The sequence below is a fragment of the Arthrobacter sp. BC5 genome, from assembly GCF_056680255.1.
In genome coordinates, this window is record NZ_JBWXPX010000002.1 from 29086 (window position 1) to 44508 (window position 15423).

Consider the following 15423-nt stretch of genomic DNA (forward strand, 5'->3'; position numbering starts at 1 on the left):
GCTTTCAAGTCCTGGGTGAATCGTATGATCCGGGCGGGATAGGAGCGTCCGGGCGCGTTCAGTGAGCCGGCATGTGCCGCAGTGGGAGCCGGTGAGTTGTTCCTCCGTCCCGCACCTTTTGCAGGCGAAGCGTGCAGGGACTCCTGCGCACGAGGCGCAGACAATGACCCCCTTGCTGTCGTGGAAGGCCAGCACCTTTACCTTCCCGCAGGTAGGACATGGTTGTGGACACCGGCGGAGGGTGGAGTAGCAACGGTTGCAGATCCGCCCACCCAGAAGGGTGTAACCCGCGGTGATGGTCCGCTGGCATAGGTGACAGTTGCGGGGAAGCATTCGGTGTTGTCGTCAGTGTGGTCGTCTGTACGTGGTGGCTTACTCGCTGGGTGGTCGCCGGAGACGCGCCGGGATAGGGCGGAGCTCCCCGACGGATGCTCCGCTATTCGACGTGCCGGTCCGGCGGGTTTCTCGGACACCTCGTCGAGCGGCACGCACATGAATGAGGTCGTTTGGTGTGCAGCGGAGGATTTGGCACAGAGCTGCGAGGACTTCCATGTTCAGCCGGGCCGGCGGACTGGTCACGAGGCGGTAAACCTGCTCGCGGGATAGGTGAACACCGGCTTCGCGGAGCGGTTCCACCAAATCGGTGGTCTTGAACATCCCCGCTGCTGCCATGTGTTCCCTGAGGTGCCAGGTGAAAGGTTGCTGAGGTTCATGAAGTGGCATTGGTGCTTCCGTAGATGCGTAAGAGGGCCTGGGCGATGACGCGGTTCTTATAGTCGTCCCCCACGGAGGTGTAGATGGCGGTGGTGGAAGCATAGAGATGCCCCACCTGGTCCTGAACGAACTTCTCCGAGTATCCCCATTCGATGAGATTGGTGACGTAGGTGTGGCGGAGACAGTGCAAGCTCAGTTCAGGTGGGAGCCCTGCTTCATCGCGGATCTCGGCGAACCGCTGCGCGAGGTAGCGGTCAGAGACGCGCGTGCCCCGCTCTGTCGGCCATAAAGCCCGGCCATCTGAGCTCGGCTTGGTGGACGCGAAGCGGCTGCGTCCCTGCTCAACCCACTGCTGGAGGCCCTCGATGGCCCAATCGAATTCCGGCACGGTCAACACCGTGCGCCTTTTCGGGCCGGACCCTCGGGATCCTTTCCCCCACCGCACTTGGACGGCACCGAAATATCCAAACCGGGGCGCCGCCGGATTTGGACGAAGGTCAGCCGTATCAAGTCCCAACACTTCTGCCCTGCGTAGGCCGAAAGCGTAGACCGTCTTGAAAATCTGAGCATCCCGAAGGGCGGCCAGCCCTCCCTTTTTCCCGGTAGCGACGATCGAGTCGACCCGCTGGTCCGCGCAGGAGAAGAACGCTTCGAGTTCCTCGAAGGTCAAAGCGCGCCGCTGGGCCCGACCCTCGTACTCGAGTAGGTGAGCGGTGGTGTTCCAGTCATGGCATATCTGCTGCGGAGCACTCCCGAATCTCGTCTCGCACTCCCTCATCCACTCATACCGACCATCGGTCAGGTATGCGCAGAACGCACGAACCACTCCGTGGTAACTCCTTACAGTGGACCGGGCCAAAGGCTTTCCGCGGCTCGTGAGATGGACGGTGAAATCCTCCAGGTCCGTCGGGGTCCACTCCCAGGGACTTCTCTCACAAAACAGCGTGAACCGTCGAATCAAACCAATCCGAGTGTCAATCCCTTGCCGGTTCAGGCCGCGACTTAACTGCTGGTTACGCCATCCCTGCAGCATCGCGTCGAACACGAACGCTTCTTGGTGAAGAGGCACGACGTTCGATAGCAACCGGATCGAGGAGTTTGACCCATTCGAATCGTCCACTCGAATAGTGTTGCATCTGATGCATCAATGATGCAACCAACTTGTGTGCCTCTCCTCCTCGCGGTTACAGGGTGTTCCGCATCTTTCACTAGCGTTGCCCTGCACACCGTCCTTACCGTGTGAGGTCATGAGATCGCCGCGGATCACAGCTAATCAATCCGACGGTGCCACTCAGACAGGCCGGTTGATGTCATCGGCGTCCCAGGTGAGGTCGGTTGATTCACCAACTCGCACTGCTTCGATAGCGGGGTGACTGACGAGTTCATTGATGAAGTCAAAGGTGCCCCCGACAAGAGTTGAATCGAAGTCGATTTCAGAGGCGGTGGCCCAAGCATGATCAGCGGGCCAGATTAGTTGCGGCATCGGCCCGGACATTCCGTGTCCCCAACCCATGCCAGCCTCAAGCGGCCACGCTGGACGCTCCAACTCTTGAACGCTGGCTACCAAAAGGACGTACCGGCGTCCGGGAAGCTCAAGAAACGGGCCCTTTACCAGCATCTCCGATAAGTCAGGGTCGATCATGCGAGTTGGAGGCTGCGGCATCTGTTCATCGGAGTCTTGCGCTTCATCATCTGGGATGAAGGTCGCGAACCATGTTGTCCCCGAATTGATCGCCCATCCTTCCCAGAGCGCGGCGGTGATATCGTCCGGGGTCGTCGTGTGCTGACGAGCGATGGTCATGATGTGCGCTAAAATTTGCGGATTTAGATGGCCTAGCGGAGGTGGATCAGCACTCTTGCCGCCCGGCAGCGGTATCGAATCGTATTGGTGGCCTGCAACCCGGATCCATTGGACCTGCGGGTGAATGACGGTTTGAGTATGAGCAGCGATCTGCGCCCACGACCAGCACTCCTCGGTGTAGTCCTCCTGCACGTCTCCCCGACCCCGAGGGTCGTAACGAGTGACAACACATGGATGTAACACCCGGGCGTAAGCCGCGAAACCCGCTGGAATCGTGCTACTCACCGACCCCAGCGGCCCTGTGATCCGTGGTCCAATCCATGCGCCGCGCGTTGCTTCCACAGTCCAATGCATGACCGCATACTTCCACACCCCAACAAGACACCTACAGGGACTCACGCTGATGTCGGGGCTCCGTTCACAACGGCTTGATTCACCAAGCGCCCTCCCACCACCTGCAAGGCGATACCGGAAGACATGCACACGGTCGACGCCGAGCAGACCAGTTACATTCCTACCGACCACTCCGAACTCAGGAGAATAATGCCTGTTCTCCCGGCGATTACGAAGCGTCCACACATGCCCGTAATTCTGCCCGGTCCAGCTGACACTACGCACAAGTCTCATCCCGCTCCTAGGAACGGAGCGAGAAGCGGTCACTTGTCCTTGGTTTCATCGTTCATCTTGTCGATCTGTGCTCGCGCTTTGTCAGATAGGCGGCCTTTCGCAGGTGTCGTATTGGCCCAGTTGTAGAGTCGACGCCCTACTTCCTCCGCGAACGTAACGACACCAACTGCTTCGAGGGTGAACGTCGGATCGACCAGCATTCCGATGACCAGCAGATTCGATAGTGTCCAGAAGGCGAGCCATGCAAGCGTCAGTCTGGCGGCCCTGGAAGTGGGCATCTTTCGTAGTCGTGAAAGCTGGAAGCCGCGCCGGACCAATTCCTGATTGTCTGCAAGTGCATCAACTGCAGGAGCTCGCTCGGTGAGTTCGGTCGCCCACCGTTCGGCGAGGTCTTCGAACCGCTCGTCGACGTCGCCCTGGTCTGTGTCCTGAACGGTTTCGATCCACTCATTCACAACCTTCCTGCCGATACCGGAGAAGGCTGACCTGATTGAATCGTCACTGAGGATGCCGGCAACTGTGGCCGAGATTCCTGCGGTTTGCGTGATGCCGTTGAGTGCCCGTTGTAGGGCTGGGGTCGTCACACTAACGCCGATGGCCTTAGTGAGCGAGCCGGCCAGAATGTCCGCGACCACCGAACGGCGGAGCACGTTCTCGAAGCTCGGCTGGAACAGCGAAGCGGTCCACTGCCTAGCGAACGAGGCACCGATCCGTTCGCTGAAGCCTTTCCATCCTGTGATGCCGGACGACGTCGCCAGGATTCCCTCAGCGAGGAACGGCAGCCGAACGGCTGGGCTTGCCCGTTCGAGAGCGTCTGCGAAGCTGCTTCCCACGCTGACCTGGTGCCGTATCCCGCTCACCATCGCCTCTATACCGGGGGCCCTAATCTGTCGGGTGAATGAGCTGGTTAGGTTCGGCATGCGTATTGATTCGTTGAACTTTGCGAGCACTCCTTCCGCAAGTCCGGTGAAGGCAGCGGATGGCAGGCTCGGTGAGAGGGTTCTAGAGAACGCAGCAGTGAACGCTGGACCGCCGAGTGCTCCAGTGAGCACCGACTTGCCGAAGTTCTCGCCGAGGACCGCTGTTCCGAATGCGTTACCCAGTACAGGGTTCCTGTAGACATCTCTCGAAGCAGCTCGCACGGCTACTGAATTGCCCCGGTCGTCACGCTCGCGTCTAGACATATCGCGTTCAATGTCAGCTAGCTCCACCACTGTCGGAAGACGAGCCTCCGGCACCTCCGAAACCCTTTCCTTGGATTCGGCTCTGGCTGCGGTTAGAGCAGCTCGCACATACTGAGCCTGCTCCTCATCGAGCCGCCATCGTGTTTCGGGTGGTTGGAGCTTGCCGTATTTCCTCCGTAGAACCTCCCTGACTGCTCGGCCGGTCGTACCGAGTTCACGGGCGAGGTTATTGGGAGTCAGCTGGTCATCCATAGTGCCGAATCCTAGGTGTTAGCGGTTCCAATACGGCTGGTAGTCGAGATGGTCGCGCCAGGGCAGGGCCAGCAACTCGAGGATCGTGCGCATGTAGTCCTGCTCCCCCGCCGGTTCGTAGTTCCAGTCAATGCTCTGCACGTGAGCGACCAGGCGCTGCTTCGCGACGCAGTTAGCGATGACCTTCTCCGGGCTCTGGTTCATGTTGTGGCAAGCGAGCGGATCCAGCAGCAGCTCGTGGCCGGCGACGTCGACGGACCGGCCAGCGTCGGCCGCGTGGCAGTTCCTAGTGTGCGCGCCGAGGATCCCGCCGGCCCCTGGATCATGGAGCGCTTGATAGGCGAAATCATGATCTTCCGCGACGCGGGCAAGGATGAAGGCTGCAAGCTCGTCCATCCGACGAGCCTACGATCCGATGCTGCAACCTAGCGGTGAAGCACCCCTCGTAACATGCACTCATTTACTCATCGGAGTAAATGAGTAAATGAGTCTGGTACTGCCACCACCCTCCTGCCGCGGCGGCTCGCGGGCCGTTTCCCAAATAACCGAACGTGTGTTCTATTTTAAACCCTGCACAAGGGACGGCAGAGGATCAGGACGGCACGGGCGATGACAGCACAACCAGTCGACAGGACACACACCACGACTACTGGACAGAAGGCGCAGGACTCAGCGGCGTCGGCCTGGCATGTGCTGGACGAGGTTGCCGACGTTCGGTTCCTGCCCTCGGGGTTGCCGTTGGCGCTGCGCTGGCGGGGCTGCCTGTGGCAGGTCATCGGGGAACCGGTGTCGTGGTCCAGCTCGAGCAGCTGGTGGGAGCCCTCGACCACTCCCCTGGGCGGTAGTGGCAGCATGCTCACCACCAGGTTCTGGCGGTTTCAGGCACAGACCGGACCGGCGTCGCCGGTGCTCGAGTTCGACATAAGCGCGGATCCGCGGTGGCAGGACTGGCGGCTGCGCCGCGTCGCGGGAGTCGACGGGTTCTGAGCGGCGGTAGGTAGATCGTGGCCGGCTCATGGGTGGGTCGAAAAGGTACGGCAAGCATTACGCCAGGCTGATGGACGATCGGATCGAGGAGTTCGTCATGCGCGAGGAGCTGATCATGCTCACCGCGGCCGAGCTCGACGTCGAGAACTGCCGGCCCACCGATTTCCCGAAACCGCGGCGGGTGTACGTGTGGGTCCGCTACCCCTCGAAAGCCATCCGGGTTCAGGCGCATGCGATCGCGTACACGCGAACGGCAGTCAAGATCCGGTTCCTCGAACCGCTCATCAAGGGGTGGCTTGTGAATTAGTCAAATATCCGACGCTAGGCCAGCGTGGTGTCCGGTGAGGATCGGATTGGGCACGCGTTGGAGTGGGATTTTGGGTTTTAGATGGCGGTGTTCTGTCGGCGCTTGTGGTGGCCGCGTCAGCTGATGATACCGATGACAATGGTGCTTTGGTGGCCTTGAGGGCAAGCGCGGTCCCGGGCCCGTGCTGTTCACCTGACGCTCCTATAACTGTCGACTGCTGAGCACGGAGAGTCAGGCGTTATCCGCCTTGGTGGCGGGGTGAGGGTAAAGCGACCGGCTCATTCGTCAGATGATGGGTATCGGAGCGGATTGGGTGGCCCCCCGTTCGTGGTAGCGGTTGTCAATCGCGAACGCCGGGATTGTTCCTTTTCGTCCTGTGTCGCCCCGGCGCACCTGCCAGGCACTGGAGGTCTGGCAGGGAGGATCGCACTTTGGGTGGTCGCGGGCTTTAGCGGGCTTCGACGGTTCCCATCATGCCCTGGTCCTCGTGGTCGAGGATGTGGCAGTGGTAGACGGTGCGTCCGGGGAAGTCATCGAAGGCGATGAGGACTTTCACTTGGCTACGGGCCGGGACATTGACCACGTCTTGCCACCTCAGCTCGGAGAGCTCGCGGTCCCCGTCGTTGATGAGTTGCATGGGCCACACGTGCAGGTGCACGGGGTGGTCCATGGGGCTGGAGTTGATCAGGGTCCATTCCTCCACGGACCCGGCCGCTACCGGGGTGTCGGTTCGGCCGGGGTTGAACTCTCGGCCGTTGATGGTGAAGGCCATCATGCCGCCGCCGCCCATGCTTCCGCCCGTGTTCGCGCCCATGTTTCCGGTCATGCCCATGGCGAAGTCCAGGGTATGGCGTCCGGTAATGGGTTCCGTACGCAGGTCCCGCAGCGCAGGACCGTCGGGCACCGGTGCCGGTGTCTGCGCCGGGTCGCCGGTCACCTCGAAAGTAAGTAGCTCGATCGGTTCCTCACTGCCAGGCTCACTGCCGGACTCACTGCCGGGCCTGTTGCCGCCCGTTATGGTCCCGCCCATCATGGAGTTCATGCCGCCGCGGCTCACCGGTGCTGCGACCAGCGCTGAGGAGCCCTTAGTGGCTTCGATGAGTAGTTCGATGCGGTTGCCGGGAGCGATGACCACGTCGGTGGTTTCCTCGGGGACTGGTAGGCGCCCGAGGTCGCGGCTGAGTAGGCGCATCTGCTGGCCCTTCAGCTGCAGTCGCAGGTATCGGGAGGGGCAGGCGTTGACGATCCGCCATCGTTCGCGTTCCCCGGGTGCGGCGGTAAGTTGTGGGCGGACCTGGCCGTTGACCAGCACGACTTCGCCCTCCCGGCCCATCATCTTTTGCATTTGGTCGACTTCGGCTAGGTTGCCGGAGGCATCCAGGGACAGGTCCGAGACCACCATGACCCGTTCCCGGGTCACCGGGACCGGTTCGGGGTCCTCGATGATGATCGCACCGTAGAGGCCGGCGGCGACCTGATCGGCCACGTGGCCGTGGCGGTGCGGGTGGTACCAGTAGGTGCCCGGCGGGTGGTCTTCGGGCAGGACGAACTCGTAATCGAAAGACTCTCCCGGGGCGATGCTCACGAATGGGTTGTCGCTATTGCCCTCGGGGGAGACGTGCAGCCCGTGTACGTGCAGATTCGTCGGGGTCTGCAGCCCGTTCGTCATCGCTACCCGGATCGTGTCCCCTGGTGTCACGCGCAGGGTCGGGCCCGGCAGGGAGCCGTTGAAAGCCTGCACAGACGCTTCACGCCCGCCGACCCGGATTTGCGCCGGGGCGGCCTCCAAATTCAGGTCCAGTCCGCGGTCGCGGCTGGACAGTACCAGGGGTTCGACCAGGTCCTCGCTGCCGGTATATCTGCCGGTGTTTCCGGGGCCATTGCTGGTGGTCCACCACAGCCCGGTCCCGCCGAGGGCTGTGACACCGGTTCCGGCCGCGCCCAGGGTCAGCAGCTGACGGCGGGTTAGCGGGTTCACCGGCCGTCCTCCTCCAGGATCCGCAGCCGTTCCCGGTATTCCTCGATGCTTAGCTCCCCGCGGGCGTAACGTTCTTCGAGGATCTCCCGTCCTCGACCAGGACCCGCGCCGGGACCGCGGTTGTGGTCGCCGGCCGTGTTCTGGGACCTGCCGGTAAAGCCCTTGACCAGCACAACCACCAGCACAATCACCCCCACGAGCACCAGCAGCCCGAAGATCCACATCAATCCCATACCGCCCATAGCTCCGCCGTTCATCATGATTGTGCTCCTTGTCTCTCGTCGTACGTGGTTAAAGGTGGTCAGTTGTGTCGACGGCCAGCTCCACGGGTCGGGTGGACCGCTGCAGCAGCCACCCGCCCAGGATCAGCAGGGCCCCGAAGACGAGAAAGGCGATGTCGGCCAGTGTCTGGTAGGGGCCGCTGATCACGTGGTGGATGCCCAGGATGTGGTGATTGACGATGCCCTCGACGACGTTGAAGATTCCCCAGCCGGCCAGGACCCAGCCCCACAACACTCTCGAGGCCCATATTCGGCCTCGCCGGTGGGTGATGCGGGAGTAGAGGATCCCTAGTCCGGCCAGGACCGCCAACCAGGTGACGGTGTGGAAGAACCCGTCCCACAGGGTGTTGGTCTCCAATCCCTCGACGGTGGTGGCCGGATAGTTTCCGATGCTGATGTTGGCCGTGGCTGCGCTGGTGAGCATGTGATGCCACTGCAGGACCTGGTGCAGCAGGATTCCGTCGACGAAACCTCCCAGGCCTATTCCCAGGAGGATCCCGGGCAACGCGATGCCTTTGGGTTCCTTGGTGCCGGTCGGGCGCCGGGTCTTGAGTCTGCTCATGTTCCTCACCTGTTTCCTGTCAAGCTTCTTCATGGTTGGTGGTGGATCTCGCACTACGTCCGGTCCTTTGACTCAGCATCCTCACACGCTGGGAGCCGCTACGGTCGGGAGGAACTGTTCGCGGTATCCACCATCCTGCGGCGGGTAAGCAGGCAAGGAACGGTCCAGCACCACAGAATGGGTCATGACCCGGGCCTGCGGGTCATGGGAGCGGTGGCTGGGGCGACCCGCCGTGTTGCTGCGGTTACCGCCCAGATCAGTGCGAAGAGGGCGATCACTGTGATCCCGAGGAAGTTCAGGTCTATCGCGGTGACCACTTTCAGGATCCCGCCGGAGGGTTGGAGCACGTCGGCGGCGACGGAGAGTAGGCCCATGCCGCCGATGAGGAAGGCGATGAAGACCGAGACCGCGGTGACGACGAGGTTGTAGTCCAGGGTACGGCGGGCATCGGTCGCGGCCGTGCGGTAGATGCGGGCCATCATCAGCCCGTCAGCACTGTCGAAAGCCGTCATTCCCGCGGTGAACAGCACCGGCAGGACCATCGCGGCGTACCAGGGCAACCCTGGTGCCAGCGCCCCGGCTACAACGAAGAGGCTGATGGACGCGGCGGTGTCCAGACCGAGTCCGAAGAGGAATCCGACCGGGTACATCTTTACCGGCCGGTCCACCGCGCGGGTGAGCGGGTGCAGGACGCGGTGCAGCACCCCACGCCGGTTCAGGTGGCTGTGCAGCTGGCCCTCATCGATCGTCCCCTTACCCGTTCCCTTGCCCGCCCCTTTGCCCGTTTCCTTGTCCGTTCCGTTGTCTGCTGCGCGGCGCAGGTGGTGCAGTGAGCGCAGGGCCGGCAGGTTCAGGGCTCCGGCGGCGAGCAGGAACACCCCGGAGATGGTGCCGCCCCAGATTCCTGCGGATCGGCGCAGTGCGGAGTCCTCGTCGATCAGGCCGCCGGTGAAGGCTTCGACCCCCAGGGCCAGTGCCAGTACCGAGAGGACGACCACGGAGGAGTGCCCGAGGGCGAACCAGAATCCGGTCGTGGCTGTTGGCCGGTTGCGGGCCAGGAACTGGCGGGTGGCGTTATCGATGGCGGCGATGTGGTCAGCGTCGAAGGCGTGCCGGATGCCCAGGGCGTAGGCGCTCACGGCCAGTCCGAGCAGGACCCCGGGGTTTCCTCCGGCGGCGGCCTGGGCCGGCAGCAGCCAGGCGAACAACGCCCCCCACCCGGCCAGGTGGAGTCCGAGAACCGTGGCCGTCATGCCCGTCAGGCTGCGCAACTGCTTCCGGGAGCGGGGCGGTGCGGTGCGGGTTTCCATGAGGGGCCTCTCCTGACCTGCAGAATCCGGGGCGAGTGGGTGGGCGGTGCCGTGGGTGGGCCGTGCCGTAGGTGGTGTTGTGGCCGGGGGTGGGCAGGAGGATTCCTGTCCACCCCCGGCCACAGGAACTGGCCGCGCGCAGCGATCAGGCGTTGGTGTCAGCTGGCCATGGGCAGGCCGGCGTCTGCGGCCTCGTCGAACATCGCGTCGATGTGCACGGGGTTCTTGCCGGCGCGCTCGAGCAGGCTGGCGGCCACACCGGAGCGGTAGCCGGATCCGCAGTGCACCCACAGCCGGCCCTCGGGCACTTCATCCATGCGCGTGATCAGCTCGTGCAGCGGGATGTGGATGGCGCCGTCGATGTGGGAGGCCTCGTATTCCTCGGCCCGGCGCACGTCCAGGATCGGTTCCTGCTCCGGGCGGTCGGAGAGAACCCCGGCCCACCCGACCCGCGGGTAGGACGACACGGGGACCTCAGGGGCGAGTTCAGCCGGGTTCTCTCCCACGGCGGCGTCCGGGGAGTCGATGCCGATCCGGGAGAGGTCCCGGATCGCGTTCTCCACGTCCTCCCGGTCACCGACCAGGGTGAGCTGCTTCTCGTAGGGGAAGATCCAGCCCAGGAAGGTGGTGAAGCTTCCTCCGTTGCCGTACTCGAAACTGATCGTGCCCTTGAGGTGCTCGGAGGAGTAAGCGACACGGTTGCGCAGGTCCACCACCCACTCGCCGACGTCCAGGCGTGCTTTCAGTTCCGCAGGATCCAAGGAATTTGGTACCTCGAGGTTCGGTTCGGTGGGGCCGGCGGCGTTGGCCGGCCCCATGTGCACGTAGTAATTCGGGTACGCGTTCAGGTTCGCGATCAGCTCCGAGACGAAGTGCTCCTCGTCGACGTCGGTAAAAACGTGGTTGGTGGCGAACTGCTCACCCAGGGTCGATTCGCCTGCCCCCGTGGCGGGTCCGGAGGAGCAGAAGGAACCGAAGCCGTGGGTCGGGTACAGGGCTGCTTGTTCCTTGGCTTCCGTGGCCAAGCGCCGGGCCGAGGCCCACTGGTCGTGGGTCAGACCGACCGTGTGTTCGGAACCGAGCAGGTCGGTACGGCCGACGGAACCGTAGAGGACACTGCCTCCGGAGAACACGGCCTGCTCTCCGTCGTGCTCGACGACGAAGGAAAGGTGGTGATGCGTGTGCCCGGGGGTGGCCACCGCCTTGACGCTGAGCTCACCGACCTGAACACTCTGGCCATCGGCAATCGGAGTCCGCTCGAAGGACACGGCATCGGCGGCGTTGACCAGGTAATCGGCCTGGTACTTCTGGGCCAGGACGAGCCCGCCGGTGACGTAGTCGTTGTGGATGTGGGTTTCGGCCACGTGGGTGAGCTTCACCCCGGCCTCCTCAAGGAGGGCCTCCACACGGTCGATGTCGCGCTGGGCATCGATGACCAGTGCCACCGTTCCGTCGTGGACAAGGTAGCTGCGGTCGCCCAGTTGCGGGGTTTCAATGACGGTAACGTCCATGGTGTTCCTCCTGTGATGGGTGGTGCGTTCGGCACCACCTGGTATGGGATCGGGGGGGGGGGGTGATGAAGTGTGCTGAAAGGCAAAAACCTGCTGGTGTTCGGGTCAGCCTTCGGTAGCGCTGCGCTGTTGTGCTGCCTGTGCATGGGCTGCTGTCATGTCCAGGTCCTTGACTGCCGTGATGAGCTGCTCCAGACCGGCTGCTGGCAGGGCTCCTGGCTGGGAGAAAACCAGCACCCCTTCACGGAAGGCCATCAGGGTGGGGATGGAGCTGATGTTGGCCGCCGCCGAGAGGCGTTGTTCGGCCTCCGTATCGACCTTGGCGAACACCACATCCCCGTGTTTTTCGGAGGCTGACTGGTAGATAGGGGCGAACATCCGGCAGGGACCACACCATGCCGCCCAGAAGTCCACGAGCACAGTGTCGTTTCCCTCGATCGTGGTGTCGAAGTCCATTTCGGTGATGTCGATGGTGGCCATAGAAGGTCCTTTCTCAGGCTGAACATGTGTGAGCACATTGGATGCCGGACAGTGTCAGGGGGCGAGTCCGGTCAGGCGGTTGACGCAACCCGCAAGGGGCACTTGGGGACGGTGAACCAGCAGATCGCGGCGGTGGCAGCCAGGGTGACGGCACCGATACCGACAGCGATCCCGGCAGCGCCGGGCAGTTCCTGGACGAGGACGAACACGCCCATGACCAGCACGAAGATCCCGAAGCCCTTCCGCAGGGCCGCTTCCGGGATGCGCCCGGCCAGCCGGGCGCCGATGACCGAGCCGAGGATCGCGGCAACGGTCACTGCTCCCACCACACCCCAGTTCAGCGACACGGTGGTGAGATAGCCGGCCAGCCCGGCGAAGGACTTCATGGCGATGACCACCAGCGAGGTGCCCACCGCTACCGGCATGGGCAGTCCGCCCAGCAGGGCCAGGGCCGGAACGACGAGGAAACCGCCTCCGGCTCCCACCAGGCCGGTGACCAGACCCACCACGAGTCCTTCGATGATCACCTTGCCGGTTGGCAGTTCACCGTGCTCGACGGCGACGACGTTCTTGCGGCCCCGGATCATGGCCAGGGACGTGGCAACCATCATCAGGGCGAAAGCGATCATCAGCAGCGTTCCCGGTGCGTGACCGCCGATCAGCCCACCACCGAATGCTCCCGCCATGCCGGCCGCCCCGAAGATCAGGCCCGTACGCCACCGAACCCGACCTCCCCGGGCGTGACTGATCGCACTGAATGCCGAGGTCACGCCCACCACGAACAAGGACGCGGCAATGGCTTCCTTCGGCTCGAATCCCGCCACATAGGTGAGGATCGGGACGGTCAGGATAGACCCTCCGCCGCCGAGCAATCCGAGCGAAAGCCCGATCAACACCGACAGCAACAGAGTCAGCACGAGAGTGAAGGTCATGGTTCGTGTCCTTGTCTTCCCCGTCGACTCGGGCAGGGATTGCGGGTCCAGGTGCGAAGCGCTGGTCCAGCACGGGACGGAAGACCTCCTACTACAAGGATGAGGTGCTACGCGCTGAACCAACCCTTTGAGTATTACAGATACCCCCTAGGGTATGCAAATACCCACCGGGGTATCTGTGAATGTTCTATCTCACGCGTGAGGGTGCACCCGCGCTCCAGGCTCAGCACCGTCTGCGAACCTTGAGCCAGGCTGAGCCTCAAGTGCCAATCAGGGCTGGCTTCAGGGCCGGTCTCAACACATGCCAGGTGGTGAATCACCCACTCGGGGCGAGTCGTCCTCGACTGAACCTGAGCGCAGGGTGGCACCTCAGGCTGTGTAGAGAGAAAGTGACGACAATACCCCATGGGGTATATAATGGTGGTATCTGGCCCCGTTTTATGTCGACTGCGACCAATGAGTGACCCGGGGTGAGGATGATCTACTACCCAGCTCGTCACTTTCACAGCCTGCCTAAGATCCCGAACCTTCACGAAGGGAAAACGACATGGTAGAACCGCACGAAGTCACGTCAGGAAGCCTTACGGACACCCCGACTATCGCCGATACAGCGGATACGGAGGTGTTCTCCGCCGAGTCCGAAGCACGGATCTGCCGGATGGTCATGGGCCTAAAAGCCCACGGAATCGAGCAGCTCATACGGCCGCTCTAAAGCTTCCCCGGACAACCTCGTGCATCCCGCCACCACAACTTCTCGACGATGGCGGGATGCACGCGTACGAAACGTCCTTCCACGAGCTTCGACGCAGGAGCTTCGGTAGTGGAGCTTCGATGCTGGACGTGGGGCACTGGACGTGGGGCATCCATCGACGGAGGAAGGCCGGGGCCTCACGATGAGGCACCGGTCTTCTTTGGCACTGTCCGCCACTGTCCGCCACTGTCCGCCACTGTCCCAACGCTGTCCGGTGCTGGGTCGGTGTCAGGTCGGTATCAGGTCACTGAGCTGGGGTCAGGTGGTGGGCAGGCCGGCTCGCTGCCAGGCGATCATGCCGCCGCCCACGGTGTCGGCTGCGTAACCTGCATCAGTGAGGGCGTCAGCCACCTGCGCGCTGCGGTTACCGCTACGGCAGACCACGATGACCGGGCGGTCGCGGTCAATTTCGGGCAGGCGAGCGTTCAGCTCACCCATGGGGATGTGCAGGGCGCCGGGAATCATGCCCTCGGCTACTTCGAAATCTTCGCGCACGTCCAGGACCTGGTCCTGCGCCCGGCGCTTGTCGGCATCAGTGATGGTGATTTCGGACATTGAGGTTCTCCTTCAAGCGGTTCAGCGGATAGCGGTCAGTGGAGTAGTGGCGCGGTGAGTGTCAGCGGGTTGGTTCTCCGGAGCGGCGCCAGGCTCCCATTCCTCCCGAAAGGGAGTAGGCGTCATAGCCGCGCTCCGCGAGCTGACGGGCAGCGATCGCCGATCGCGCTCCGGACTGGCAGACCGCAATGACCGGGCGATCCTTGCGGATTCCGGCACTGCTGGCCTGCAGCCGGTCCAAAGGGATGTGCTTCGCGGCCGGGATACGGCCGGTGCGCCATTCGGCGGTACTGCGCACATCGATCACGGTCGCCCCGGAAGCGACCAGGGCCTTGGCCTCAGTCACCCCGACACGTGTGTAGGGCTTGCCGAAGACGGACTTAAGCCGACTGAAAATTCCCACGGATGTGCCTCTCATTCATGTCGTGGCCCGCTTGCCCGCCCTCTACTACCGCTCATCGGGAAGCAGAGGGTGGGTGCGGGGTCCTCCACGGGCAGGCACCGGTTGATCCACTCTCGGTGATTGCCCTGCGGTGTTGAATGATCAGGATGCCTTGGCCTGCTCGGCATCTGCGTTCGCAGCAGGAATCTGAAGGATCGCGCTCTCACGGGTAGGTTCGTCAGCGGTCTTGTTCCACGGCATCGCGGACAGGGCCTTACCCATCGCGCAGCTGTTGGATACCGCCGAGAACGTAAGCCCTGTCCCGATGATCCCGGCCAGGGCGCGCAGCTTCGGGGAGACGAACCGTCCGCCGGCAAGTCCGAGGACGACAGCGGAGCCGGCCACCATGCGTACCTGGCGCTCCATGTCCCAGCGGGCGCTCCCGCGGACGACGTCTCCGCCGGCATCGGCGAACCCGGGCGCCCCACCGGTAAGCACATAGGCGGTGTCCAGGCCGGCCCCCGCCAGTCGCTGTCGGGCCTGCTCCGCGCGGGCCCCGGACTGGCAGACCAGTACCACCCGCTGTCTCAGCCGTTCGGCCAGTTCGGCGGTGTGCTCCGAGAGCAGGGGCAGTGGGACGTTGTAGGAACCCCGCACATGCAGGGACTCGAACTCTGCAGCAGAACGCACGTCCAGGACCACCAGGTCCTCGTGCTCGGTGATCCACTCGCGCAGGGTCTGCGGTGAAACGGTCGTGATGGTGGTGGAAGCGGAAGTCATAGGGATCCTTTCGGGGGAAGTGCCTCAAG

Annotated in this window: 17 protein-coding genes; 2 read left to right on the plus strand and 15 right to left on the minus strand. The window is 63.2% G+C overall.

From position 1 onward, the window contains the following. Window positions 1-372: 372 nt before the first annotated feature. The 5 genes from AC1MFI_RS17670 to AC1MFI_RS17690 all read right to left on the minus strand — a co-directional run bounded on the left by AC1MFI_RS17670 (window position 373) and on the right by AC1MFI_RS17690 (window position 4974). A complete protein-coding gene (locus tag AC1MFI_RS17670; RefSeq protein WP_479821034.1) occupies window positions 373-816 on the minus strand; it encodes a helix-turn-helix domain-containing protein in 444 nt (147 codons plus the stop codon). After that, on the minus strand, window positions 710-1834 hold the full coding sequence (locus AC1MFI_RS17675) for a tyrosine-type recombinase/integrase (protein ID WP_479821035.1): 1125 nt from the start codon (window positions 1832-1834) through the stop codon (window positions 710-712). Before AC1MFI_RS17675 ends, AC1MFI_RS17670 begins: the two co-directional genes overlap by 107 nt. 171 nt (window positions 1835-2005) lie before the next feature. Then, window positions 2006-2707: a hypothetical protein gene (locus AC1MFI_RS17680; RefSeq protein ID WP_479821036.1), complete on the minus strand. Its 702-nt coding sequence runs from the start codon at window positions 2705-2707 to the stop codon at window positions 2006-2008. 464 nt (window positions 2708-3171) lie between these two features. Further along, on the minus strand, window positions 3172-4578 hold the full coding sequence (locus AC1MFI_RS17685) for a hypothetical protein (protein WP_479821037.1): 1407 nt from the start codon (window positions 4576-4578) through the stop codon (window positions 3172-3174). A gap of 18 nt (window positions 4579-4596) precedes the next feature. Next, a complete protein-coding gene (locus AC1MFI_RS17690; RefSeq protein WP_479821038.1) occupies window positions 4597-4974 on the minus strand; it encodes a DUF6221 family protein in 378 nt (125 codons plus the stop codon). A gap of 213 nt (window positions 4975-5187) precedes the next feature. Between AC1MFI_RS17690 and AC1MFI_RS17695 the strand changes: the two genes are divergently transcribed. Beyond that, a complete protein-coding gene (locus tag AC1MFI_RS17695) occupies window positions 5188-5565 on the plus strand; it encodes a hypothetical protein (RefSeq protein ID WP_479821039.1) in 378 nt (125 codons plus the stop codon). A gap of 70 nt (window positions 5566-5635) precedes the next feature. Beyond that, on the plus strand, window positions 5636-5872 hold the full coding sequence (locus AC1MFI_RS17700; protein WP_479821041.1) for a hypothetical protein: 237 nt from the start codon (window positions 5636-5638) through the stop codon (window positions 5870-5872). A gap of 448 nt (window positions 5873-6320) precedes the next feature. On the opposite strand, the gene AC1MFI_RS17705 is transcribed toward AC1MFI_RS17700, so the two are convergent. The 10 genes from AC1MFI_RS17705 to AC1MFI_RS17750 all read right to left on the minus strand — a co-directional run bounded on the left by AC1MFI_RS17705 (window position 6321) and on the right by AC1MFI_RS17750 (window position 15394). After that, entirely contained in the window at window positions 6321-7850 is a 1530-nt protein-coding gene (locus tag AC1MFI_RS17705; protein ID WP_479821042.1) for a multicopper oxidase family protein, read from the minus strand. After that, window positions 7847-8110 carry an SHOCT domain-containing protein gene (locus AC1MFI_RS17710; protein WP_479821043.1) on the minus strand — a complete coding sequence of 88 codons (264 nt, stop codon included), beginning with the start codon at window positions 8108-8110 and terminating at the stop codon, window positions 7847-7849. Before AC1MFI_RS17710 ends, AC1MFI_RS17705 begins: the two co-directional genes overlap by 4 nt. Window positions 8111-8141: 31 nt before the next feature. Further along, on the minus strand, window positions 8142-8693 hold the full coding sequence (locus tag AC1MFI_RS17715) for a DUF2243 domain-containing protein (protein WP_479821044.1): 552 nt from the start codon (window positions 8691-8693) through the stop codon (window positions 8142-8144). 182 nt (window positions 8694-8875) lie between these two features. After that, complete coding sequence (locus tag AC1MFI_RS17720; RefSeq protein ID WP_479821045.1) at window positions 8876-10003, minus strand: HoxN/HupN/NixA family nickel/cobalt transporter; 1128 nt, start codon at window positions 10001-10003, stop codon at window positions 8876-8878. A gap of 158 nt (window positions 10004-10161) precedes the next feature. Beyond that, window positions 10162-11514, minus strand: a complete 1353-nt coding sequence (locus tag AC1MFI_RS17725) for an MBL fold metallo-hydrolase (RefSeq protein ID WP_479821046.1) — start codon at window positions 11512-11514, stop codon at window positions 10162-10164. Window positions 11515-11619: 105 nt separating this feature from the next. Next, entirely contained in the window at window positions 11620-11994 is a 375-nt protein-coding gene (trxA, locus tag AC1MFI_RS17730) for a thioredoxin (protein ID WP_479821048.1), read from the minus strand. Between the two features lie 71 nt (window positions 11995-12065). After that, window positions 12066-12926, minus strand: a complete 861-nt coding sequence (locus tag AC1MFI_RS17735; RefSeq protein WP_479821049.1) for a sulfite exporter TauE/SafE family protein — start codon at window positions 12924-12926, stop codon at window positions 12066-12068. Between the two features lie 1009 nt (window positions 12927-13935). After that, window positions 13936-14232 carry a rhodanese-like domain-containing protein gene (locus AC1MFI_RS17740; protein WP_479821050.1) on the minus strand — a complete coding sequence of 99 codons (297 nt, stop codon included), beginning with the start codon at window positions 14230-14232 and terminating at the stop codon, window positions 13936-13938. A gap of 61 nt (window positions 14233-14293) precedes the next feature. Further along, window positions 14294-14635, minus strand: coding sequence for a rhodanese-like domain-containing protein (locus AC1MFI_RS17745; protein ID WP_479821051.1), 342 nt, complete (start codon window positions 14633-14635; stop codon window positions 14294-14296). Window positions 14636-14776: 141 nt separating this feature from the next. After that, on the minus strand, window positions 14777-15394 hold the full coding sequence (locus AC1MFI_RS17750; RefSeq protein WP_479821053.1) for a rhodanese-like domain-containing protein: 618 nt from the start codon (window positions 15392-15394) through the stop codon (window positions 14777-14779). Window positions 15395-15423: the final 29 nt, after the last annotated feature.

Coding starts and splice junctions, on each gene's coding strand:
- AC1MFI_RS17725 (WP_479821046.1), bottom strand. CDS start 11,514: ATGGACGTTACCGTCATTGAAACCCCGCAACTGGGCGACCGCAGCTAC.
- AC1MFI_RS17670 (WP_479821034.1), bottom strand. CDS start 816: ATGCTTCCACCACCGCCATCTACACCTCCGTGGGGGACGACTATAAGA.
- AC1MFI_RS17700 (WP_479821041.1), top strand. CDS start 5,636: ATGGACGATCGGATCGAGGAGTTCGTCATGCGCGAGGAGCTGATCATG.
- AC1MFI_RS17685 (WP_479821037.1), bottom strand. CDS start 4,578: ATGGATGACCAGCTGACTCCCAATAACCTCGCCCGTGAACTCGGTACG.
- AC1MFI_RS17740 (WP_479821050.1), bottom strand. CDS start 14,232: ATGTCCGAAATCACCATCACTGATGCCGACAAGCGCCGGGCGCAGGAC.
- AC1MFI_RS17750 (WP_479821053.1), bottom strand. CDS start 15,394: ATGACTTCCGCTTCCACCACCATCACGACCGTTTCACCGCAGACCCTG.
- AC1MFI_RS17715 (WP_479821044.1), bottom strand. CDS start 8,693: ATGAGCAGACTCAAGACCCGGCGCCCGACCGGCACCAAGGAACCCAAA.
- AC1MFI_RS17690 (WP_479821038.1), bottom strand. CDS start 4,974: ATGGACGAGCTTGCAGCCTTCATCCTTGCCCGCGTCGCGGAAGATCAT.
- AC1MFI_RS17735 (WP_479821049.1), bottom strand. CDS start 12,926: ATGACCTTCACTCTCGTGCTGACTCTGTTGCTGTCGGTGTTGATCGGG.
- trxA (WP_479821048.1), bottom strand. CDS start 11,994: ATGGCCACCATCGACATCACCGAAATGGACTTCGACACCACGATCGAG.
- AC1MFI_RS17720 (WP_479821045.1), bottom strand. CDS start 10,003: ATGGAAACCCGCACCGCACCGCCCCGCTCCCGGAAGCAGTTGCGCAGC.
- AC1MFI_RS17695 (WP_479821039.1), top strand. CDS start 5,188: ATGACAGCACAACCAGTCGACAGGACACACACCACGACTACTGGACAG.
- AC1MFI_RS17710 (WP_479821043.1), bottom strand. CDS start 8,110: ATGATGAACGGCGGAGCTATGGGCGGTATGGGATTGATGTGGATCTTC.